This is a genomic window from Streptomyces sp. NBC_01478 (assembly GCF_036227225.1).
Classification (GTDB): Bacteria; Actinomycetota; Actinomycetes; order Streptomycetales; family Streptomycetaceae; genus Streptomyces.
This window is the reverse complement of the sequence record NZ_CP109444.1, coordinates 3,212,646-3,233,983: the sequence shown is the minus strand read 5'-3', so window position 1 is coordinate 3,233,983 and position 21,338 is coordinate 3,212,646. Positions and strand designations below refer to the sequence as shown.

20 protein-coding genes and 1 pseudogene are annotated in these 21,338 nt (G+C 71.1%); 11 read left to right on the top strand and 10 right to left on the bottom strand.

Features of this window, described 5'->3' with window-relative positions:
- Positions 1 to 5 precede the first annotated feature (5 nt).
- Both OG223_RS14605 and OG223_RS14600 read right to left on the bottom strand, forming a co-directional pair.
- A complete protein-coding gene (locus OG223_RS14605; RefSeq protein ID WP_329247605.1) occupies positions 6 to 1,475 on the bottom strand; it encodes a LamG domain-containing protein in 1,470 nt (489 codons plus the stop codon).
- A gap of 15 nt (positions 1,476 to 1,490) precedes the next feature.
- On the bottom strand, positions 1,491 to 2,156 hold the full coding sequence (locus OG223_RS14600) for a GntR family transcriptional regulator (RefSeq protein WP_329247603.1): 666 nt from the start codon (positions 2,154 to 2,156) through the stop codon (positions 1,491 to 1,493).
- A 216-nt stretch (positions 2,157 to 2,372) separates the two neighbouring features.
- Here OG223_RS14600 and OG223_RS14595 point away from each other — a divergent pair, with 216 nt between their 5' ends.
- From OG223_RS14595 to OG223_RS14585, 3 genes are all read left to right on the top strand, one after another.
- Complete coding sequence (locus OG223_RS14595) at positions 2,373 to 3,845, top strand: NCS1 family nucleobase:cation symporter-1 (protein ID WP_329247600.1); 1,473 nt, start codon at positions 2,373 to 2,375, stop codon at positions 3,843 to 3,845.
- Between the two features lie 5 nt (positions 3,846 to 3,850).
- Positions 3,851 to 4,645 carry an aspartate/glutamate racemase family protein gene (locus OG223_RS14590; RefSeq protein ID WP_329247597.1) on the top strand — a complete coding sequence of 265 codons (795 nt, stop codon included), beginning with the start codon at positions 3,851 to 3,853 and terminating at the stop codon, positions 4,643 to 4,645.
- Positions 4,646 to 4,766: 121 nt separating this feature from the next.
- A complete protein-coding gene (locus OG223_RS14585; RefSeq protein ID WP_329247595.1) occupies positions 4,767 to 5,714 on the top strand; it encodes a glycoside hydrolase family 6 protein in 948 nt (315 codons plus the stop codon).
- Position 5,715: 1 nt separating this feature from the next.
- Here the strand turns inward: OG223_RS14585 and OG223_RS14580 are convergent, their stop codons facing one another.
- From OG223_RS14580 to OG223_RS14570, 3 genes are all read right to left on the bottom strand, one after another.
- Positions 5,716 to 6,192: a GNAT family N-acetyltransferase gene (locus OG223_RS14580; protein WP_329247592.1), complete on the bottom strand. Its 477-nt coding sequence runs from the start codon at positions 6,190 to 6,192 to the stop codon at positions 5,716 to 5,718.
- The gene (locus OG223_RS14575; RefSeq protein WP_329247589.1) at positions 6,189 to 6,641 is read right to left on the bottom strand and encodes a RidA family protein; all 453 of its coding nucleotides are present in this window, start codon (positions 6,639 to 6,641) and stop codon (positions 6,189 to 6,191) included. The genes OG223_RS14580 and OG223_RS14575 overlap by 4 nt, the downstream gene beginning before the upstream one ends.
- 137 nt (positions 6,642 to 6,778) lie before the next feature.
- Positions 6,779 to 7,477 carry a hypothetical protein gene (locus tag OG223_RS14570; protein WP_329247586.1) on the bottom strand — a complete coding sequence of 233 codons (699 nt, stop codon included), beginning with the start codon at positions 7,475 to 7,477 and terminating at the stop codon, positions 6,779 to 6,781.
- Positions 7,478 to 7,622: 145 nt separating this feature from the next.
- On the opposite strand from OG223_RS14570, the gene OG223_RS14565 reads away from it, so the two are divergent.
- Positions 7,623 to 8,354: a DUF7873 family protein gene (locus tag OG223_RS14565; protein ID WP_329247583.1), complete on the top strand. Its 732-nt coding sequence runs from the start codon at positions 7,623 to 7,625 to the stop codon at positions 8,352 to 8,354.
- Positions 8,355 to 8,897: 543 nt separating this feature from the next.
- A complete protein-coding gene (locus tag OG223_RS14560) occupies positions 8,898 to 10,757 on the top strand; it encodes an FUSC family protein (protein ID WP_329247581.1) in 1,860 nt (619 codons plus the stop codon).
- Positions 10,758 to 10,804: 47 nt separating this feature from the next.
- On the opposite strand, the gene OG223_RS14555 is transcribed toward OG223_RS14560, so the two are convergent.
- Positions 10,805 to 11,755, bottom strand: coding sequence for an endonuclease/exonuclease/phosphatase family protein (locus tag OG223_RS14555; RefSeq protein WP_329247578.1), 951 nt, complete (start codon positions 11,753 to 11,755; stop codon positions 10,805 to 10,807).
- Positions 11,756 to 11,895: 140 nt separating this feature from the next.
- Between OG223_RS14555 and OG223_RS14550 the strand changes: the two genes are divergently transcribed.
- The 4 genes from OG223_RS14550 (at position 11,896) to OG223_RS14535 (ending at position 15,562) form a co-directional block, all read left to right on the top strand.
- The gene (locus OG223_RS14550) at positions 11,896 to 13,248 is read left to right on the top strand and encodes an amidohydrolase (RefSeq protein ID WP_329247575.1); all 1,353 of its coding nucleotides are present in this window, start codon (positions 11,896 to 11,898) and stop codon (positions 13,246 to 13,248) included.
- A 32-nt stretch (positions 13,249 to 13,280) separates the two neighbouring features.
- Complete coding sequence (locus tag OG223_RS14545; protein ID WP_329247572.1) at positions 13,281 to 14,465, top strand: cytochrome P450 family protein; 1,185 nt, start codon at positions 13,281 to 13,283, stop codon at positions 14,463 to 14,465.
- A 78-nt stretch (positions 14,466 to 14,543) separates the two neighbouring features.
- Complete coding sequence (locus OG223_RS14540; RefSeq protein ID WP_329247569.1) at positions 14,544 to 15,233, top strand: DUF899 domain-containing protein; 690 nt, start codon at positions 14,544 to 14,546, stop codon at positions 15,231 to 15,233.
- A gap of 146 nt (positions 15,234 to 15,379) precedes the next feature.
- Positions 15,380 to 15,562 carry a hypothetical protein gene (locus OG223_RS14535; RefSeq protein ID WP_329247566.1) on the top strand — a complete coding sequence of 61 codons (183 nt, stop codon included), beginning with the start codon at positions 15,380 to 15,382 and terminating at the stop codon, positions 15,560 to 15,562.
- A 4-nt stretch (positions 15,563 to 15,566) separates the two neighbouring features.
- Here the strand turns inward: OG223_RS14535 and OG223_RS14530 are convergent, their stop codons facing one another.
- The 3 genes and pseudogenes from OG223_RS14530 to OG223_RS14520 form a co-directional block, all read right to left on the bottom strand.
- Positions 15,567 to 17,378, bottom strand: a complete 1,812-nt coding sequence (locus OG223_RS14530; RefSeq protein WP_443073837.1) for an ABC transporter ATP-binding protein — start codon at positions 17,376 to 17,378, stop codon at positions 15,567 to 15,569.
- A 358-nt stretch (positions 17,379 to 17,736) separates the two neighbouring features.
- Positions 17,737 to 18,180, bottom strand: a complete 444-nt coding sequence (locus OG223_RS14525) for a hypothetical protein (protein ID WP_329247558.1) — start codon at positions 18,178 to 18,180, stop codon at positions 17,737 to 17,739.
- Between the two features lie 347 nt (positions 18,181 to 18,527).
- A pseudogene (locus OG223_RS14520) lies at positions 18,528 to 19,136 on the bottom strand (ATP-binding protein); the annotation flags it as partial.
- A gap of 273 nt (positions 19,137 to 19,409) precedes the next feature.
- Here OG223_RS14520 and OG223_RS14515 point away from each other — a divergent pair.
- Together OG223_RS14515 and OG223_RS14510 are read left to right on the top strand one after the other, a co-directional pair.
- Positions 19,410 to 20,270 carry a helix-turn-helix domain-containing protein gene (locus OG223_RS14515; protein WP_329247555.1) on the top strand — a complete coding sequence of 287 codons (861 nt, stop codon included), beginning with the start codon at positions 19,410 to 19,412 and terminating at the stop codon, positions 20,268 to 20,270.
- A complete protein-coding gene (locus tag OG223_RS14510) occupies positions 20,271 to 20,525 on the top strand; it encodes a DUF397 domain-containing protein (RefSeq protein ID WP_019060458.1) in 255 nt (84 codons plus the stop codon).
- Between the two features lie 98 nt (positions 20,526 to 20,623).
- Here the strand turns inward: OG223_RS14510 and OG223_RS14505 are convergent, their stop codons facing one another.
- Complete coding sequence (locus tag OG223_RS14505; protein WP_329247552.1) at positions 20,624 to 21,313, bottom strand: protein-tyrosine phosphatase family protein; 690 nt, start codon at positions 21,311 to 21,313, stop codon at positions 20,624 to 20,626.
- Positions 21,314 to 21,338 lie beyond the last annotated feature (25 nt).

Here is a 21,338-nt window from a genome sequence, read left to right as displayed (position 1 = left end):
GCTGGTCAGCCGACGCGCGCCGCCGCGACCGGTCGTGCCGTCACGTCGTAAGTCCCGCCGCTCTTCGACGAGTTGACGCTCCACCGGTACCGCGAGAACTCGCCCGTGGTGTCGGAGGCGTAGAACATCATGTGGCCGATGCCGACGCCCTGGAGGTTCTCGCCGGTGGTGTTGCTGACCATGCGGGTGTCGGGGTAGGCGGGGTAGTTCGTCAGCGCGTAGACGCCGTGCGGGTCGGAGGTGCAGTCGAGGATCTCGACGGCGTACTGCGTCTCGCCGGTGAAGTCGGCGGTGCCGCTGAACACGCCCCTGACCTCGCGGACCATGACGATGTGGCCGGTGTTGTCGGGGTCGCTGCCCCGGTAGTCGACGGCGATCAGGTCGCCCGGCCGGAGGTCGGCGACCTTGCGGACGCGCTGGAAGCGGGGGCCGGCGGTGCCGTTCAGGAAGGCCGCGCAGTAGTCGGCGGCCTCCGGGACCTTCTCCTGGAAGTACTGGAGGAAGTAGTCGTCCGTGGCCCAGCCGTAGGTGTGCTTGAGGACGCCGGTGAGGAAGGACGCGCAGCGGGCGCGCGCCACCCAGCTCGCGGGGTCGTCGGGAAGGCCCCAAGTGAGCGTCGCCGCCGAGCCCTTGAGGTAGACGTTGTTCTCACGGGCCGTACGGCCGCTGACGACGGCGATCTCGTCGGCGGACAGGGCGCGGGCGTAGGCCCGTACGTCGTCGATCGCGCCCTTGAAGCGGTTGACGGGTGCGCCGTCGAAGCGGGCCCGGCCGATAGAGAAGCCGGCCGTCGCCGCCCAGGACAGGGTGGTCGGCGCGCTGCCCTGCGGCTGGCCGTTGACGTACAGCCGGAGCTGCGTGCCGTCCCAGACGCCGGTGAGGTGCGTCCAGACGCCGGGGGCGGCCGGTGACGAGGCGACGGCGGACACCTTCGTGGCCTGGTCCTCGCTGCGGACCTTGAAGGCCCAGGTGGAGACGGTGTTGTCGTACTGGAGGAGGAAGCGGCTGGTGGTCGCGGAGTCCTGGCTCACCGCCGTGTACATGGCCGACGGGTCGGCGTCGCTCGCCAGGCGCACCCACGCCGAGACCGTGAAGGGGAGTGTCGTGTCCAGGACGGAATCCGTGGCGGCATACGCCCCGGACGTCCCGTCGAGGCTCAGCTCGCCGCCCGCGCGCAGCGCCGTCCAGGTCGCGCCGGAGCCGGTGGCGACGGGGTGCTCGCGGCCGGAACGGTCGGTGCCCGAGCCGTCCAGCGGCCAGTGCCCCACCAGCCCGGTCGTCAGATACCCGGCCGCCAACAGCCGCTGATATCCCACCAGTTGCTCGGCCTGCGCCAGATGCGGTGTGCCGACCGGCGTGAACGGAGTGTCCAGCGCCACGTCCGCCACGGCCACCCCCGCTCCCTGCGTCACGCCCGCCAGCGCCCCGACGCCCATGAGTGCGGCCCCGCCCAACAGGCCACGTCTGCTGACCATGGTGTTCCCCTTCGCCTATTCCCCTGCGTCCCCGAAGAGATGACGCACCGTGGAACGGTAGTTCGCCTGTACGTGGCTGAGTGCGTGGGCACGGGCGCGGTCCGGGTCGCCGGACGCGATGGCCTCGTACAACTCCTGGTGTTCGGTGAGGAGTTGGGGCCACTCCGTGTTCTGCCGGGTGAGCCAGCGGAGCCGGCCGTCGACCGGTTCCATGACCGAGATCAGCAGGCTGTTGCCGGCCAGGGCCAGAATGCGGTCGTGGAAGCGGGTGTTGACGTCGGTGATCGCCTCGGCGTCGTCGGACCGGGTGGCCTCCGCCGCGCCGTCCAGCAACTCCCGTAGTTCGGCGAGTGCTTGGGGGGTCGCGCGGGACGCGGCGAGCCCGGCCGCGTACACCTCCAGCGCCTCGCGCAGCTCGAACAGCTCCTTGACGTCGGTCGGGGTCAGCCGTCGTACGACCGTGCGGCGCGCCGACTCGAACAGGACGAAGCCCTCCGCGACCAGGGCGCGGATCGCCTCCCGGACCGGCACCCGCGAGACCCCGAAACGCTCGGCCAGCTCGCGCTCCACCAGCCGGTCTCCGGGGCGGAGCCGACCGGCGATGATGTCCTGCCGCAGGGTGGCCAGGACACGCTCGCGCACCGCTCCGAGGGGTTCGATCTTCGCTGTCATGGAGCTCATGAGGCCATCTTCGCCGACTCCGGGGGTGTTTTACGGAGCGTTAACAGCGGTGACATCGGCCGGAACGGTTGACGGGAGGACTATGACGGCAGTTTGGTATACCAAACGACACCGGAAGCCGTCCTGCCCCTCCATGTTCCCCGCCCCCACTCCCCGCCCCCACTCCTCACCCCCCACGCCCTCCGCGCTCTTCCGTCCCTCGCCCTGGAGGCCCCCGTGTCCCTCGCCGATCGTGCCGAAGTCACCGGCACGCCAGCGTTCGTCCCCGACCCCCGGCTCACCAACGAAGACCTCGCCCCCGCCGACAAGCGCAACTGGAAGGTCTTCGACCTCTTCGCCATGTGGATGTCGGACGTCCACAACCTCGGCAACTACACCTTCGCCGCAGGCCTGCTGGTCCTCGGCATGAACGTCTGGCAGGTCTTCACCTCCCTGCTCGTCGGCTTCGTGCTCATCTACGTCGGCATGAACTGGATGGGGAAGATCGGCCAGGCGCACGGCGTCCCGTTCCCGGTCGTCAGCCGCATCAGCTTCGGCGTCTGGGGCGCCAACATCCCGGCCCTCATCCGGGCCGTGATCGCCATCATGTGGTACGGCATCCAGACCTACCTGGCCTCGGTCGCCGTCAACGTGATGCTGCTGGCCGCCTGGCCGGGCCTGGAATCCTGGACTCACCACTCCTTCCTGGGACTTGACGCCCTCGGCTGGGTCTCCTTCGTGTCGCTGTGGCTGATCCAGGCCGTGATCATCAGTCAGGGCATGGAATCCGTAAGGAAGTTCCAGGACTTCTGCGGCCCCGCGATCTGGCTGGTGATGATCGCGCTGGCCGTCTGGGTGCTGTCCAAGGCGGGCTGGAGCATCTCGCTCACCTCCACCCCGCACCCGGTGTCCTTCGGCGAGCAGTGGCGGCAGTGGTTCGGCGCGATCGGCCTGATCCTCGCGACCTACGGCACGCTGATGCTCAACTTCTGCGACTTCTCCCGCTTCGCACCGGACGAACGCACCGTCCGCCGCGGCAACTTCTGGGGCCTGCCCATCAACTCCACGGCGTTCGTGGTCGTTTCGGTGATCGTCACGGCCGGTTCGCTGGAGGTCTGGGGCCAAGCCATCACGGACCCGGCCGAGTTGGTGGCCAAGGTGGGCAACACCTGGGTGATGGTGCTGGGCGCGTTGACGTTCGCCGTCGCCACCATGGGCGTCAACATCGTCGCCAACTTCGTCTCCCCGGCGTACGACCTGGCCAACGTCTGGCCGCAGAAGATCAGCTTCAGGATCGGCGGCATGATCAGCACGGTCGCGGCCCTGGTCGTGACCCCGTGGAACCTCTTCTCGAACCCCACGGTCGTCAACTACTTCCTCGGCGGCCTCGGCGCCTTCCTGGGCCCGCTGTTCGGCGTGATCATGGTCGACTACTACTGGGTCAAGCGCGGCCGGGTCGACGTACAGGAACTCTTCGACGCGACCCCCGGCTCCCGCTACTACTACCGCAAGGGCGTCAACCCCAAGGCCCTGTGGGCGTTCCTGCCCTCGGCGGCCGTCGCGGCCGTACTCGCCCTCGTCAAGACGTTCAGCGACGTCGCCCCGTACTCGTGGTTCATCGGCACGGCCCTGGGCGCCGGCCTGTACCTGCTGATCTGCCGCACCGACCGAGCCGCCGCCGAGCCCGCCCCCGAGCCGGTGGAGGTCTGAGCGGAGTGCGCATCGTCGTCACCAACTGCAACACCACGCAGGAGATGACCGAGGAGATCGTACGAGGTGCCCGGGCCGCGGCAGGCCCGGGCACCACCGTGACCGGACTGACCCCCGCGTGGGGCCCGGAGTCCGCGGAGGGCTGGCTCGACAGCTATCTCTCGGCGGCGGCCGTCATGGACCTGCTGCGGACCTACGACGGCCCGCCCTACGACGCCGTCGTCATGGCCGGCTTCGGGGAGCACGGGCGGGAAGGCGTCCGGGAGTTGGTGGACGTACCGGTCGTCGACATCACCGAGGCCGCCGCCCACCTCGCCTGCCTGCTGGGCCGACGCTACGGCGTCGTCACCACGCTGGAACGGTCCTGCGGCCAGATCGAGGACAGTCTGGAGCTGGCGGGGGTGGGCCGGAACTGCGCGGCCGTGGTGGGGACCGGGCTGAGCGTCCTCGACCTCGGCGGCGACGAGGACCGTACCGAGGCGGCATTCCTCACGGCAGCGGAACGGGCGTGCGCGGCCGGCGCCGAGGTACTGGTGCTGGGCTGCGCCGGAATGACCGGGTTGCAGCGCGCGGTGGGGGAGAAGCTGGGGCTGCCGGTGGTCGACGGGGTCGGCGCGGCGGTGAAACTGGCGGAGTCACTGGTGGGCCTGGGACTGAGGACGAGCAGGGCGGGGAGCTATGCGAGCCCGGTACCCAAAAGGAGGGCGTGGGGCAGCGCCCCTTCAGGGGCGCGGGGAACTGCGCGACCAGCCACGACGGCGCAGCAGCCGCCGAACGACACACCGCACCCCTCCCGGTAGCGCGCGTCCGCATCCGTCGGGGTGATCTTGCAGCGACCTGACCGGTGCCACGGCGGCTGGTGGACGCGTGCCCCGCAGACTCCGGGGAGGACGAGTCACCCCCGGTGAGAACGGAGTCCCCTTGCCCAGACCGGCATCACGCGCCCTCCTCGCCACCCTCCTCACAGGCCTCTGCTGCGCGGGGGCGACTCACGACGAACCGGAACCGTTCTGGACCGCCCCCGACTCCCGAGCCGCACAACAGGCAGCCACCTGGCGCGAATCCGGCCGACCAACGGACGCCGCCCTGATGGACCGCATCGCCACCAGACCCGAGGCCGAGTGGCTCAACGGTCCCGACCCCGGCCCACTCGTCCGCGCCCGCACCACCGCCGCCACCCGGGCCGGCCGTATCGCCGTACTCGTGGCGTACTACATCCCGAACCGCGACTGCGGCCAGTACTCCCTCGGCGGTGCCCCCACGTCGGCCGCCTACCGCGCCTGGATCGACGAGTTCGCGACCGCCCTCGGCGATCGGGCCGCCTACGTGATCGTCGAACCGGACGCGGTCGCCCAGGTGGTGGCCGGCTGCACCCGGGTGGTCGCGCGGGAGCGCTACGCACTGCTCGCCCACGCCGTCGACCGACTCAAACGCCAACCGCACACCCGCGTCTACCTCGACGCGGGCAACTCCGGTTGGATCCCCGAGGCCTGGCGACTGGTCGACGCGCTCAACGCGTCCAGGGTCGCCCGTGCCGACGGCGTCGCGCTGAACGTCGCCAACTACCAGACGGACAAGGCGAGTTCGACGTACGGCGACCAACTCTCCAAGGACCTCGCCGGCAAGCACTACGTCATCGACACCAGCCGCAACGGCAACGGCCCCTACACCGGCACCGACGCGTGGTGCAATCCACCCGGCCGCGCCCTGGGCACCCCGCCGACGACCCGCACGGACAACCCCCTCCTCGATGCCTACCTCTGGATCAAACGCCCCGGCGAGTCCGACGGCACCTGCCGGGGCGGCCCGGCGGCGGGCCGGTGGTGGCCGTCGTACGCCCTCGAACTGGCCCGCAACGCCCGCCCCTGACTCACGACTTGGGCTCCCACACGTACCGCACGTCCGGCTCCCGCTCCTCGTTGCCGCTGCCGTCCGTGAACTCGACGGCGACGAAGCCGTGCCGCTCGTAGAACCGGTGGGCGGGCTTGTTGACCTGGAACGTCCACAGGTGCAGCCCCCGCGGACACCGCTCCTTCGCGAGCCCGACGAACCGGTCCCCGAGGCCGCGACCGCGCCAGTCGGGGTGGAGGTACAACTGGGACAGCTCGTCACCGTTGACGACCATCAGCCCCACGATCCCACCGCCGTCCCCTGCATCGGCCACCCAGACGTCGCGCAGCGGCACGACGACGTCCCGGAAGTAGCCGCGCACATCGTCGGCGGACCGCGGACTGACGACGGTCGGCAACGCGGCGGCGAACGAACGCAGCCATACGTCGGCGGCGGCCCGCGCGTCGGGGCCGGCCGCCCGACGGAGCGTGACGACGGCCTCGGGACCGGGATTCACGACGGCACCACCTCTTCCGGCACGGACGGCACGGACGGCGGGGACAGCGGGGCTGGCACGACGGCTGTCGCCGTGATCTCCACGAGCTGCCCCGTGTACCCGAGGCAGGCCACGCCGACGAGCGTGGACGAGTGCGGCCCCGTACTGAGCCCGGACGCCTCGACCACCTCCCATACGGCGGACAGCACCGAGGGGTCGCTACTGACGACGTACACGTCCGTCGCCACGACATGCCCCAAGTCGCTGCCGACCGCGCGCAGTTGCTCACCCAGATTCGCGAGCACCTGCCCGGCCTGCCGCACCGCGTCCCCCACGCCGACCACCTTGCCGTCGGCGTCGAGCGGAACGGCCCCGGCGAGGAAGGCGAGCTTCGTACCGGCTTCGACGACGGTGGCGTGGGAGTAGGTGGGTGGTGGGAAGAGGGAGGGGGCGGTGACGCGTTCGAGCACGGGGTCTCCCAAGGATCGGCCAATCGATTGTCGGCGGCCGGCGGCCGGCGGCCGGCGCAGTACGGCCGCCAGCCGACCACGTGGACGACGGCGCCCGCATCCGAATTTCCGCTCGGCCGGGTCGTCGCCCGGGCAGGTCATCCCGGAGGCGGACCGCACTCCCGCTCAGCCACCTGGCGTTCGCACTCCGGTGCAAGAAACGGATACGCCTCGGCAATCGCGGCGTAGACCCGCTGCCGAAGCAACTCCTCGGCAGCGGCCCACCCGGCACCCCCGTGCAGCCCCTTCAACAACTCCTCGCAAGGCGCCAGCCGGTGCCGCAGATAGTCGACCTTCCACCGGTCGAGCCGGTCGAGCCGGTCGAGCCCGCCGGGATCGGCGCTCCCGACCGTGCCGGCCGCACCGTCCCACCGATCGCGGTACTCGACCGCCAGCACCGCCAACTCGCGCGGAGCCAGGCGCGGCACGTCGATCGGCTCGGCCGCGATCCGGGCCAGCACCTCCCGCAGCCTGCGCCGAGCAACGAGCCGCGCCACCGCGGACCGCCGCACGGCAGCCGCCGTCACCACCCGGAATTCCTCGCTCCGCTCAGCGGCCTCGACCCGCTCGACGCAGTACAGCCGAATCCGCGGAGCCGCCCGAGAATACGGATTGACCCGGAACAGATCAGGTTCACCGAGCAGTTGGCGCACCATCCCGGCCGTCCATCCCCGCGCGCGCAACCCGGCGACCGACAGATGCGGACGAGCGACGCGCGAATCACCGCCGCCCTCCGATCCCTGCGGCTGCCCTTGCGTCTGCCCCTGCCCACTCTCATTCGTCTCGTGCGCTGCCATCGACCGCTCCCCCGTGGTGACTCTCAGTGACCACTCCAGTGAAGCGCACGCCACTGACAATCGGCCCGAGGCCCTGTGACTCTCGGTTGCCGCCAGCCGAATAACCTTTGGGGAAAGGGGAGTTCCCGCTGCTACGGTCACCCCCGTGGCGAAACTCAATCAGATCATCGCAGTAGAGAAGGGCGTCAAGTCCAAGGCCCACCAGGACCTGACGGCGGCTCATCACGGGCTGCAGAAGCCCGCGTTGCTGGCCGGTATCTCGCGGACGTATCAGGCCAAGGACGAGGAGGGCGAGCAGTTGCCGCCCGAGTCGACGCGGGTGCAGGTGCAGGCCGAGGACGTGTTGCGGGAGACCGCGGCCACCCTGTCACGGCTGTTCGACGTGACCGCCACGAAGGACTGGGCCAACTGTGCCGCGCGGGCCGACGTGACCGTCGACGGGCGCGTGCTCGTCGCCGATGTTCCCGTGTCGTATCTGCTGTTCCTGGAAAAGCAGTTGGTCGATCTCACCACGTTCGTACGGAAGTTGCCGCTGCTCGACGCGTCCGAGTCCTGGGCGCGGGACCCGTCGACCGACGCGTGGAAGACGGAGCCCGTGCGCACGCTGCGGACCAAGAAGGTGCCGCGCAACCATGTGAAGGCGGAGGCGACCGACAAGCACCCCGCCCAGGTCGAGGTGTACTACGAGGACATTCCCGTCGGCTACTGGACGACCGTGAAGTTCTCGGGAGCCCTTCCCGCCCGCCGCGTCAACGAACTCCTCGACCGCGTCGAGAAGTTGCAGCAGGCCGTGAAATTCGCCCGCGAGGAGGCGAACGGCTCGGACGTCGTCGACCAGCGGGTCGGTGACGCCGTGTTCGGCTACCTCTTCGGGTAGCCTTCCAGACTCCCCGGTCCTCAGTGACCGGGGTGCGCGAGGAGCGCAAAGCTGAAACTGAAGCTTGTCGTGACGGCACGGCCGGGACACTGAATCCCGCCCGTGATCAATCTCAGACTCTCGCTCCAGACTCAGCATTCGCCGCCGATCGCCGGATCGACCGGGCCCAGGCCCCGGACGTCGAAATGCCGGTTCAAGTCCGGTCCGCACAGCTCGATGTGTGGTGGTCCAAAGGCAGGACGCGACGACATCATGACTGACCTGGGTCCTCAAGCGTGCCGGCGTGCCGCATGGGTGGCATCACAGGGTCCGGGGGCAGGCTACGCCCCCGGATCCGCTCCATTTCCGGCCCCTCCGCGGCCCCCGCCTGCCCCTTCCCGGCGTTGCGTTCATAAAGAAAGCGGCCCTACGGCCAACCTTCACACCCTCGAAATACGACCCGCCCGTTCCGCTCGCGTACCCGAACTACCGTGGACACCACAGCCTCAGCCCCGGCCACCGTCGCCCGAAGGCACACCCCGCCCTCGTCAAGACAGGAGCCCTGTGTCCCGTCGTACCGCCGCGTTCTCGCTTCCGCCCTGGCTCGCCCACACGCTCCGTGCCCAGCGTGGGCCGGTTCCCTGGAGCGCGGTCGTGCGAGGGGCGCTGTCCGCCGGGCCGCTCCTGACGGCCGCCGTGCTCGTCGGGCGTACGTCCCTCGGAGTGCTGGCCGCGCTGGGGGCGATGCTCGCCGGGATCAACGACCGGCCCGGCAGTCGGCGGGCCTCGGTCAAGCGGCTCGGTGGGCCCGCGTTCGCCGGTGGCGTGGGGCTGCTGGTCGGGACGTATGCCGGGGCACATGTCGGGGCCGTCGTGCTGACCCTTCTTCTCACCGGGATCGGGCTGGTCGCCGGCAGCTTCAGTGCGATCGGGCCGGTCGCGTCCGGCGCCGGTACCCAACTGCTCGTCGCCTCCGCCATCGGCGCCGGCATGCCCCTGCCCGAACCGGGGTGGCAGCGGGCCCTCGCCTTCCTCGCCGGGGCGGCCTGGCTGGTCCTGCTGCGGCTGGCGCTGCCGACGCCCGGTGCCATCGCCGGCGACTACCGGTTCGACGGCGAGCGGGACGCCGTAGCCGCCGTGTACGACGCGATCGCCGCGCTGCTCGACGCCAGTGGTGGGCCGGAGGCGACGGGGCGGCGCGCCGCGCTCACCGCCGCGCTCGATCACGCGCAGGACGCCCTCGCCGGGCCGCGGCTGCGGCGGTACGCCAGTTCCGCGGCCGAGCGGCGGCTGCACGGGCAGTACGCCGCCGCGCTGCCGCTGGCCGAGGCCGCGACCGCGATCGCGTGGGCGGGCGACGCGGTGTCGCCCCGCGCGGGGGAGGGGCCCCGGCGGCTCGCCGCCGCCGTACGCGACAACGCGCACACCGGGCCGCTGCCCGCGCCCAACCGGTCCGCGCCCGCCCTGCGCGCCCTCGACGACGCCCTGCTGCACGCCGCCGACGCCTTCGACCAGGCCGAGGGCAGCGATCTGCACACGCGGCGGCGGGCAGCGACTGATCTGTTCCGTACGGCGTTCGGGGCCGGGGGACGTGAGTACGGCTTCCGGGTCGCCCTCTGCTTCGGGGCCAGCGCCGCCGTCGCCCAGGCGCTGCACCAGGCCCGCTGGTACGGGCAGCACGAGCACTGGTACTGGCTGCCCGCCACCGCCGTCTTCCTCGTCAAGCCCGACCTCGGGCCGCTCGCCTCGCGGGCGCTGAGCCGGGCGGCGGGAACCGTGCTGGGGGCGCTTCTCTTCGCCGGGTTCGCCGCCGTGCTGCCCCGGCCGGAGGGACTCGTCGCGCTCGTGGCGCTCAGCGGCGCGCTCATTCCCGTCGCCACCCGGCACTTCGCCGCGCAGACCGCCGTCGTCACCGTCCTCGTGCTCTCCCTCGTGATGGTCGGCGGGGAACCGCAGGCCTCCGCGAGCCGGATCGGCGAGACGCTGCTGGCCTGCGCGATCGTGCTGATCGTCGGGCATCTGCCGATGCCGGGGGAGCGCGGCGGCGGCGTGCGCGCCCGGCTCGCGGCCGCGGGCGCCGCCGCGCACGCCTACCTCGTGCACGTACTGAGCGAGTCCGGCGACCGCGCCGAGCGCTGGACCCTGCGCCGCGAGGCCTACCGCACACTCGCCGAGGCCCGCGGCGCCATCGCCGTCTCGGCCGCCGAACTCCCCGCCCTCGCCCGGCACACGGAAGGCACGGACGAGGTCGCGGCCGTCCTCGAACGGCTCGTCGACACGACCACCGCCTGCGCCGTCCATCTCGACGACACCGGACGGCTCACGCCCCACCACATCGAGCAACTCACCGAGCTGCTGGAGGAGTTCGAGCGGGGACGCGGCCGCGCCGGGCTGCGCGCCATCGAACTGCCCGTAGCCGTATAACCGCTATCGAACTGCCGGTCGCTGTATAGCCACTTGAGCCGCCGCGGTCACTCCACCCGCACCCACACCGGTGCGTGGTCCGATCCCGGAGCCTCCCGCCGCTCCGCCGGATCCGGTCCCACCGACGGCAGTTGAGGCGCTCCCGCTCCCGGCAGTCCCGTCCCCGCCGCCGTCACCCGGTGGACCAGGTGATGGCTGAGCAGGAGGTGGTCGATCAGCTCACGGCGCCCGGAGTTGATCCGGGAGTAGCGCTGGTCGGCGGGGATCAGCGGGGCCACGTCCCAGAGGCGGACGGCGTCGCCCTGGTCGGGCCGGTCGTAGCCGGGCGTGCCGAGCTCCGAACCCGGCGGGCCGAGCAGGAGCTGGGTGGTCGCGGCCTGCACCTCGTCGTTCATGTCGCCGAGCACCGCCACGTCCCGGGTACGGCCCTCACCGGCCAGCAGTTCGTCGGCCAGCGCGCGCAGGGTCGCCGCCTCGGCCGCCCGGCGATAGAGGGCGTAGGCGCCGTAGCGGGCCCGTTCGCCCTCGTCACGGGGGAAGAAACGGTTGCCCGGGTAGGTCAGCAGCTTCGACTTCAGATGGGCGACCGCCACCGTCAGCGGCCCGGCCGACGTCGTGACCTCCACCGCCAGGAAGCCCCGGCCCGCGTCCGGCTCCTCGGCGCCCGAGTCGTCGGACTGCACCGGGCGCAGATGCGGAGGGAACGCGTTCGTGTCGGCGACGACCCGCGGCTGCGTACGGCTGAGGAAGCCGACCCGGATGCCCCGGACGTCCGGATGCGCGGAGGTTGCCGTGTGCCACTCGCCGTCCAGCATCCCGGCCAGGTCGTCGAGCGCGGCCGGGTCCCCGACCTCCTGGACGCCGAGCAGCACCGGGTCCAGTTCCGTGATCACGGCGGCGAGGGAGGCGAGCTTCGTCTCGTAGGCGGCCTTGTCCTTGGGGCCGGACGGACCCCCGGGGCGGTACAGGTTCTCCAGATTCCAGGTGCCGAGGAGCATGCGGGCCCCTTCCAGAAGCCTTGGTCCAGAAGTCTTTGTGATGAGGCAAGCGTCCTGGTCCGGGGCCGCTCGCGACAGCGGCACGCCGGGATGCGCGGTTCGGCTCACGCGAGGCGAGGACGACGCCGTACGTTGGGAGAGTGAGTGACTCTCCCGCAGATCTGGTGATCACCGGCTGCACCGTCCTCGTCCACGACGACGAAGAGCGCGTCGGTTTCGAGTCGGACGCCGCGATCGTCGTACGGGACGGGCTCGTCGAGTCGGTGACGAGCGCGGCGGACGTGGCCGGCCTCGCCACCGTCGAACGCCTCGACGCGCGCGGACAGGTCGCCCTGCCGGGGCTGGTCAACTGCCATACCCACGCGCCGATGGTCGCGCTGCGCGGGCTCGCGGAGGATCTGCCCACGGAGGAGTGGTTCAACGACGTCGTCTGGCCCGTCGAGTCCAACCTCACCGAAAAGGACGTGGAGTTGGGGGCCCGGCTCGCCTGCGCCGAGATGATCCGCGCCGGGGTCACCTGCTTCGCCGACCACTATTTCTCCATGGACACGGTGGCCGCCGTCGTCGCCGAGTGCGGCATCCGCGCCCACCTCGGCGAGGCCTACTTCTCCTCCCAGGGGCCCCAAGGCCGGGAGAAGTCGGTGGAGTTCGCGCTACGGCACCGGGGCACCGCCGACGGCCGCATCACCACCACCCTCGCCCCGCACGCGCCCTACACGGTGACCGACGCCGACCTCGCCGCCACCGCCCGACTCGCCCTGGAACACGGCCTCCCCGTCCACCTCCACGCCGCCGAGAACCGCGACCAGACCGACACCAGCCTCGCCCGCCACGGCCTCACACCCATCGAAGTCCTCGACCGCACCGGCCTGTTGGCCACCGACCTGCTCATCGCCCACGGCACCGGCATCACCGAACGCGACCTGCCCGTCCTGGAGCACGCGAGCGGTCGTGTCGCGGTCGCCACCGCGCCCCGCGGCTACCTCAAGTTCGGCTGGCCCGACACCACTCCGGTCCGCGCCCTGCGCGCCATCGGCATCCCGGTCGGCCTCGCCACGGACGGCGCCGCCTCCAACAACTCCCTCGACGTGTGGGAGTCGATGGCCCTCACGTCCTTGGTGCAGAAGTCCACCGAGGGCGACCCCCGCTGGCTGACGTCCCGTCAGGCCCTGCACCACGCCACCCTCCAGAGTGCCCGGGCGGTCGGACTCGGTGACTCGATCGGGTCCCTCGCACCGGGACGGCGGGCCGACATCATCCTCGTCGACCTCACCGGCCCGCACACCCAGCCCGTCCACGAGCTCGCCGCCACCCTCGTGCACAGCGCCCGTTCCGCCGACGTCCGCACCACGATCGTCGACGGCCGCGTCCTGATGCGCGACCGCGAGCTGCTCACGCTCGATGTGCCCGCCGTCGTACGGGAGTTGGGGGAGCGGCTACCCGCCCTCGTCGACCGGAGTCACGGTCGGCGCATCCAGGAATACGACACCTGAGCCGCGCCCGAGTCCCCTCTAGGCTGTTCCCCATGGATCTCGCGGACGGCCTTCTCGACCACCCGTACGACGTGTACCGGCGCCTGCGCGACAGCGCCCCCGTGCACCGCATCGCCGGCCCCGACGGCACCCCCGCCTGGCTCGTCACCCGGTACGACGACGTCCGGGCGGCGCTGGCCGACCCGCGGCTCTCGCTGGACAAGTCGCATGCCACGGCCGGGACTTACAAGGGCTTCTCGCTGCCGCCCGCGCTCGACGCGAACCTCCTCAACATGGACCCGCCGGACCACACCCGCATCCGCCGCCTGGTCGGCCGCGCCTTCACCCCGCGCCGGACCGAGCGGCTCCGTACGCCCATCCGGCGCACCGCCGACCAACTCCTCGACGCACTCGGCACGGAGGGCGACACCGACCTCATCGCCTCCTACGCGGCACCCCTCCCCATCACCGTCATCTGCGACCTGCTCGGCGTGCCCGACCGGCACCGCAGGGACTTCCGGGTGTGGACCGACACCCTCGTCGCACCCGCCCCCGGGACACCGCCCGAGGCGGGCAAGCACGCGGTCGTCGCGATGCTCGGCTTCTTCACCCAACTCCTCGCCGACAAAAGGGAAGAGCCCGGCGACGACCTCCTCTCCGACCTGATCGCCGTACGCGACGAGGGCGACCGGCTCAGCGAGGACGAGCTGATGTCGCTGGCCTTCCTCATCCTCTTCGCCGGGTACGAGAACACCGTCCAGCTCATCGGCAACGCGGTGCTCGCCCTGCTCCAGCACCCGGAGCAGTTGGCCGCCCTGCGCAAGGACCCCAGCCAACTCCCCGCCGCCGTAGAGGAGTTCCTGCGGTACGAAGGGCCCGCGCTGCTCGCCATCCGGCGGTTCCCCGTCGAGGAGATCACCATCGGCGGGGTCACCATCCCCGCCGGCGAGACGGTCTGGGTGTCCGCGTCCGCCGCGAACCGCGACCCGGACCGCTTCCCCGACCCCGACCGGCTCGACCTCGGCCGCGACACCTCCGGGCATCTCGCTCTCGGCCACGGCATCCACTACTGCCTGGGCGCGCCGCTCGCCCGCGCCGAGACGGAGATCGCGCTGGCCGCGCTGCTGGAGCGGTTCCCCCGGCTGGAGTTGGGAGAGGGCGAGGTGCGGTGGCGGCCGTCGCTGCGCGCGCGGGGGCTGCTCGCGCTCCCGGTGTCGTACGGGAAGAACGCGAGCTGAAATTCTTTTCGGAGCAGCGATGAGTTCCGGGTCCCACTCCGGTCCACCCCTCAACGGACCGTTGTCACAGGAGGGCCCATGTCGCTTCCGGAGATCGTCTCGCGTGAGCAGTGGCGCGCGGCGCGCCAGGAACTGCTGGTCAAGGAGAAGGCGGCCACGCGCGCGCGGGACGCGCTCAACGCCGAGCGGCGCGGGCTGCCCATGGTGGAGATCGACAAGGAATACCTCTTCGAGGGCGGCGACGGGAAGGCCACGCTGCTCGACCTCTTCGAAGGGCGCGGTCAACTCGTCGTCTACCACTTCATGTTCGATCCCGAGTGGGACGCGGGCTGCCGCAGTTGCTCGGCGTTCCTCGACCAGATCGGGCACCTGGCCCATCTGAAGGCACGCGGTACGACGTTCGCCGCCGTGTCGAGGGCGCCGTATACGAAGATCCTGCCGTTCAAGGCGCGGATGGGGTGGACGCTGCCCTGGTACTCGTCGTTCGGCGCGGACTTCAACTGGGACTTCGACGTGACGCTGGTCGGGGACGGGGACCCCGTCGAGCGGCCCGGGGTGAGCTGCTTCCTGCGCGACCGTGACCGGGTGTTCCACACCTATTCGACCTACGAGCGCGGGCTCGACGGGCTCGGCTCGGCCACCACGTTCCTGGACCTGACCGCGCTGGGGCGCCAGGAGGAGTGGGAGGAGCCCAGGGGGCGCGCGTCGGCGCTGGGGGCGCCTGCCGGCAGCGCACGCGTGCTCTATCACGACGAGTACGAGGACTGATACGGAACGTACGGGGAAAATGTGCGGCCGAGTGTCGACTATGTCTCAGTACCGTCACTTCCCGAGCCGTTCACCGTACTGTCGGCGTTTAACTCTATGAGGCTTCACGAAGCTCTCCGAGTTTCAGCACGACAGGGAGGTACAGGGTGAACGGGCGAATGGTGCTTGAGCGTTTCCCCGCCGGCGGGCCGCGTGGTTCGTGGCCGGCGGAGGAGTTCGCGCAGGCGCGCCGTCTTGAGGGCCTGCAGGCTGAGGTCGTCATGGACATCGCGACCGACGCGTTCCTGGTGATCGTGCGCAGCGGCGACGTCGTGGACGTCGCCGCCTGAGAGGTCAGCCCGCCTTCGGGGCGGGCACCTTCACCGTGAACTGGTCCGCCTGGAGCGCGTACAGCTCCGCGTACACCCCGCCGCTCGCGAGCAGCTCGTCGGGCGTCCCGGACTCCACCAGCCGCCCCTGGTCCAGGACATGGACCAGATCCGCGTGGCGTACGGACGCCAGCCGGTGCGTGATCAGCACGACCGTCTGCCCGGTGCCGGCCAGCGCGCGGATCTTCTCGAAGACCTCCAGCTCGGCCCGGGCGTCGAGGGCGGCCGTCGGCTCGTCCACGATCAGGATGCGGCCCTGCCGGTAGGCGGCCCGCGCGATCCCGAGCCGCTGCCACTGACCGCCCGACAACTCGTGCCCGCCGCTGAAGCTGCGGGCCAGCAGCGTGTCCAGACCGCGCGGCAGATCCGCGACCACGTCCTGCGCACCGGCCTCGGCGACCGCACCGGCCAGCCGCTCCTCGGTGATCGGCGCCGCCGACCGCCCGACGGCCACATTGACCCGGGCGGTGAACGGCCAGCGCTTGAAATTCTGCGCCACCATCGCGATCCGGTCGGCCAGTTGCTGCCGGTCCGCGTCCGCCGCGTCGACGCCGTCCCACAGGATCCGGCCCCGGTCGGGGCGGTACAGCCCGGCCAGCAGCTTGACCAGGGTCGTCTTGCCGGAGCCGTTCTCGCCGACCAGCGCGATGATCCGGCCGAGCGGCAGAGCGAGCGTGACGTCGTCGAGCGCGGGGTGGGTGGCCTCACCCGGGTAGCTGAACGTGACGTTCTCGAAGCGGATCTCGCGCGGCTCCTCGGGCAGCGCCGCCCCGCCGACCGGGATCGCCCGCTCGGCCGCCTCCGTGTACAGCTTCTGCAGATCGCCCACGAACAGGGCCTCCTCGTGCAGTTGGTTCACCGCCAGGACGAGGTTGTCGAGGCTCGCGGAACCGGTACGGATCGCGATCACCGCCGTACCCGCCACCGAGAGCGCCATCGCGCCGGACAACAGCAGCCCGCCCAGCGTCGCGTACGTCGCCGCCGTCGCGAGGCCCGTCCAGGTCGCCGCGATCAGCCCCGTACGGGCCGTGAGCCGGGCCAGCCGGGCCTGTTCCGCCTCCGCGCTCTCCGACATCTCGTGGAAGTGGTGCAACAGGAACGGTCCGACGCCGTGCACGCGGATCTCCGGGGCCGCCTCCGGTTCGGTGAGCAGTGAACCGATGAGGCGGCCGGCGCGGACGTGCTGCACCCAGGCGTGGAACGACTCGTAGTGGCGCCGCGCGTTCGTCAGCGCGCCCCACGCGCTCGGCACCGTCATCGTCGCCAGCAGCGGAAGCAGCGCCGGGTGCAGCACGGTCAGTACGCCCGCCGCGGCGATCAGCGAGATCAGCGCGTTCATGACGCTCGTCGCGTACGAGATCATGCGGCGGGCCGACATGGCGCCGTACTGCGCGGTGTCCAGGAGCTTGTGGAACGCGTGGTCCTCGATCGCGGCCAGCTCCACGGCCGCCGCCCGCTCCAGATACAGCTCGGTGGCGACCCGCTCGACCTTCGGCTCGAGCCGCCCGGTCGCGTACGTCGACGCGGCCCGCAGCAGCGCGCCCACCAGCAGTACGGCGGCCATCGTGACCAGCGCGGGCACGGCACCGCGCAGCCGGTCGGCGATGGCACCGCCGGTGATCAGCCGCCCCAGCACGCTGTTGACCGCGAGCAGACTCACCGCCTGGGTCGCGCCCCGGCACGCCTCGGAGGCCAGCACGACACGCGCGGCTCGCGGATCGGCCTGCCAGGCCAGTTGGAAACTCGACCGCAGCATCGCCGGCAACCGCGTCACCATGGCCCGGAAGCTCAGCTCCAGGAACGCGTCGTTGTGCTGGCTCCACCCGGTGTCGTACCGCAAGGGCCCACCAAAGAGCAGCCGCTCCGACGCGGACGGCTCCCCTGGCTCCGACTCACCCTTCCTTCCCACCACGGACCTCCCCCGATCGTGGACGAACGGCCACTATCGCGGGGTGGGCGGGTTCGGGGCAGGGCGCGGGGGAGGGAGGCGCCGACGCGCGGGCGTGCGCCCCGAAGGGAGCGCGGGGCTGTGTCGATGGGCGGCTACCGCCGCGTGGGCGCGACCGGCCCCCACCGGGCCGCAGAGAAAACCACTCACCGAACCCGCAGACAAAAACCGCTCAACCCGCGGAGCGCTACGCGCTGATGGGCCGCGACCAAGAAGGCGTAGCCCCCGTAACCCGGCACACCGCGAGGTACAGCGGAATCGGCGGGGTGTACGGCAGCTTGCCGTCCGGCTTGTGAATGAGCCCGGGCACGCGCGGCGAGTCCGGGACCAGCGCCCCGGTGGTGTAGCGCGCCGGCGCGGGCCAGTCCAGGGCGTAGTCCGAGTCGGACGGGACGATCCACCACCAGTGCGTCTCGTCGGCGTAGACACAGCCGACGCGCGGCAGACGGGGCAGGACCAGCGGTCCGAAACGGGCGGGTACCGCCACGGCGTCGCAGCCCAGCGGAGCCGTCATGTCCTCGGGGACGGTCAGTCGCCGGGGCGCACCCGGCCCGTGCAGCGCACGCCCCAGTCGGACCAGCGTGTCGAGACTGAGCACCTGGCCGGGACCGGACACGCCGCTCACACCCATTCGACCCCCGTACCGAAGTCCCCGAATCCACTGGATTCCCCGAGCCCACCGGATTCCCCGGTGTCCACGGAGTCCGGGAGGTCGCCGGCGTCCTGGTGTCCCCGGCCCCTGAAGAGACCTGTGGTCTCCTGACCGGGGCCCCCGAAGCGGCCCACGCCCTCCCGGCTCCGCGGTCCGGGGCCGGCCCCGTTTCCGAGACCACCCCCGGCTTGGTGCTCCCGGCCCCCGAAGCCGCCGAGGTCCAGACCTCCGAAGTCGCCGGCACCCCCATGCCCGCTGCCGGAGGCACCCCCATGCCCCCGCCCCGGAAATACGCCCAGATCCTCGAATGCCCCGAAGTGTGCCGTCGCCTCGTCCCCGTCGCCCGAACCGCCCGATGTGCCCGGCCTGGGTCGTGCGCCCCAGCCCAGGTCGTTGCGCGGTACGGAACTGTCGTGGCCGGGGGCCGGGTGGTGGCCTTGCGCCGGGTCCGCCTGCCGTGGCAGGTCGGCCCAGACCAGCAGGCCAGGACCGTGTTCCTGAGCGCCCCAGGCCCGGCACAGCCCATCGATGAGAAGCAGTCCCCTCCCGTGCTCCTCATCGGGCCGCTGCGGGGACGGATGAGGTTCACCGGGGGCACAGCCCTCGTCGCGGACGGCTATCCGCACCAGGTCGGCGCCATCGTGCAGCTCGCAGACTATGTGGCTGCTCGCGGTGTGCACGATCGCGTTGGTGACCAGCTCGGAGACGACCAGAACCGCCGTGTCGCAGGTGTCCTCGCAGACGGACCAGCCGGACAGCCGGGCCCGCGTCAGGCGTCTCGCCTGGGCGGGGGAACCCGGATGGGCGGCCAGCTCGAATCGGAACCGGCGCTCGGCAGCGGCCCCACCAGGGACGGCTCCCGCGGCGGCACCGAGACCGAGGCGGCCTGCGGCGGCGTCTGTTCCTAAGGGCGCGGACGGAATCACGCTTGCCACTATCGCCCCGCCGTGAACACTTGGCAAGTGTCACTATGAAAAATGCAGAGTGCCGTATGACGCTCTGCACGGTCGTGGCACACTGCTCGCAACAGAAAGTCGCGCGGCGCCAGTTGGGATCTCCGGAGGTCTGTCCCGATCTTCGAATGAGTCTTCGAATGGCGCCGCAGGGCTGTCAGGATTCGGTTGCCGGACTGTGCGAACCCTTTCGCCGGACTGTACGGATCCATCCGCTGTCAGGACTCAATCAGGACTCATTCGGGGAGGTGGAGCGTGAGCGAGCCGCGGTCCGCACCGACGGTCGGCCAGGTCGTCCTCGGCCGGCGCCTGCTGGACCTGCGGGAACGCGCGGGGCTCAAGCGCGAGGAGGCCGCCCGCGTCCTGCGCGTCGCGCCCGCCACGGTCCGCCGTATGGAGATGGCGGAGGTCTCTCTCAAGATCCCGTACCTCCAGCTCCTCCTGAAGTCCTACGGCGTCACCGACGAGGAGGCCGAGGCCTTCGTCCAGCTCGCGGAGGACGCCAACCGGCCCGGCTGGTGGCAGCGCTTCCACGACATCCTGCCCGGCTGGTTCTCGATGCACGTCAGCCTGGAGGGCGCGGCCGCGCTCATCCGGTCGTACGAACCGCACTTCGTGCCCGGGCTGATGCAGACCGAGGACTACGCGCGCGGCGTGCTGAAGTCGGGCGCCATCGGCCAGACCGACCCCGACGACATCGAGCGCCATGTCGCGCTGCGCATGCAGCGCCAGGACCTGCTGACCCGTCCCGACGCGCCCCGCTTCTGGGTCGTGATGGACGAGACCGCCCTGCGCCGCCCGGTCGGCGGCCCGGAGGTGATGCGTGCCCAGATCGACAAACTGCTCGACGCCACGAAGCTGCCCAATGTGACCCTGCAGGTCGCCCCGTTCTCCTCGGGGCCGCACCCAGGCACGTACGGGCCCTTCGTGCTGTTCCGATTTGCCATGTCAGAACTGCCGGACATGGTCTACAGCGAGTACCTGACCGGCGCCGTCTATCTGGACGCGCGCGAAGAGGTGGCGACCCATCTCGAGGTCATGGACCGCATGGCGGCGCAGGCCGCTACGGCACATCGCACGAAGGAGATCCTCAAGGATCTCCGCAAGGAGCTGTGAATGGATCGCATCAAGCCGCGTATGAGCGTCTACAACGGCATGCCCGCGCGGGACTTGGGAAGCGAAGGCTGGCACAAGCCGTGGAGCGGCGGCAACGGCGGCAACTGCCTGGAGGCGATGAAGCTCGCCGACGGGCGGATCGCCGTCCGTCAGTCCACCGACCCGGACGGGCCGGCCCTGATCTACACGACCGACGAGATGACGGCCTTCATCGAGGGGGCGAAAGCGGGCGAGGCGGATTTCCTGCTGTCTTGACCCGATCTGTGACCCGGCTGTGCTGAATGCTTTCTCCTTACCGAACCTGCTTATTTTGGTACTGACTTGATCACTCCGATATTCCGAGTTGTCCCATCTCAGAACCACGACAGCATGCGTCGTGGCGCGTCCACCAGCCGGCTGACGGCGACCACCGGCAACGGCGGTTGCTCCGGCCGGCCCGAGCCGAGGCTCAGCGCGTAGTAGATCTGCTCGATCGACGGCGGTCCGACGGCGAGATTCCGTCGGACCGCCCACGCCGACGACTCCTCCCCGGTCCGCACGAGATACGCCGCCGCCATCGTCCCCGTACGGCCCACCCCCGCACCGCAGTGCACGAACACCGGCCCGGGCGCCGAGGCGACGACATCAAGAAATCCCCGTACCTGTGCGGGAGTCGGCGTCTGCCCGTCACGAATGGGCAGTCGTACGACGTCCAGCCCGGCCCTGCGCGGTTCGGCGAGCTGTGCCGTCGTCAGGTCCTCGGCCCGTAGATCCACCACCGTGGTGAAGCCGAGGCGGGCCAACTCCCGGTAACCGCCGGGAGAAGGAGCGGCCCCTCGCCACAACTGCCCCTCGGTGCCGACGGGTTGGAAGTGGTGGATGCCCTGCACCGTACGGGTCCCCGGCGGTGGCGGGGTCTCCTCGCGTGCCCAGTACGACAACGCGAGGATGCCGAGCGCACCGGTGGCCCACAGGGCGACGTAGCCGAGGACGACGGCGAGGAGCAGCCTCATCGCGCGTCTGGGCAGGCGGAGTTGGGGCGAGGGTGTGAGAACGGTTGCCATGGGCGACCCGGGGTGCTCGGGGACG

Excerpts from the sequence above, each read along its gene's own strand:
- OG223_RS14605 (WP_329247605.1), bottom strand. The coding sequence starts at position 1,475 with ATGGTCAGCAGACGTGGCCTGTTGGGCGGGGCCGCACTCATGGGCGTC.
- OG223_RS14600 (WP_329247603.1), bottom strand. The coding sequence starts at position 2,156 with ATGAGCTCCATGACAGCGAAGATCGAACCCCTCGGAGCGGTGCGCGAG.
- OG223_RS14570 (WP_329247586.1), bottom strand. The coding sequence starts at position 7,477 with ATGGCAGCGCACGAGACGAATGAGAGTGGGCAGGGGCAGACGCAAGGG.
- OG223_RS14555 (WP_329247578.1), bottom strand. The coding sequence starts at position 11,755 with ATGCTCCTCGGCACCTGGAATCTGGAGAACCTGTACCGCCCCGGGGGT.
- OG223_RS14545 (WP_329247572.1), top strand. The coding sequence starts at position 13,281 with ATGGATCTCGCGGACGGCCTTCTCGACCACCCGTACGACGTGTACCGG.
- OG223_RS14540 (WP_329247569.1), top strand. The coding sequence starts at position 14,544 with ATGTCGCTTCCGGAGATCGTCTCGCGTGAGCAGTGGCGCGCGGCGCGC.
- OG223_RS14530 (WP_443073837.1), bottom strand. The coding sequence starts at position 17,378 with ATGGTGACGCGGTTGCCGGCGATGCTGCGGTCGAGTTTCCAACTGGCC.
- OG223_RS14525 (WP_329247558.1), bottom strand. The coding sequence starts at position 18,180 with ATGGGTGTGAGCGGCGTGTCCGGTCCCGGCCAGGTGCTCAGTCTCGAC.
- OG223_RS14510 (WP_019060458.1), top strand. The coding sequence starts at position 20,271 with ATGGATCGCATCAAGCCGCGTATGAGCGTCTACAACGGCATGCCCGCG.
- OG223_RS14505 (WP_329247552.1), bottom strand. The coding sequence starts at position 21,313 with ATGGCAACCGTTCTCACACCCTCGCCCCAACTCCGCCTGCCCAGACGC.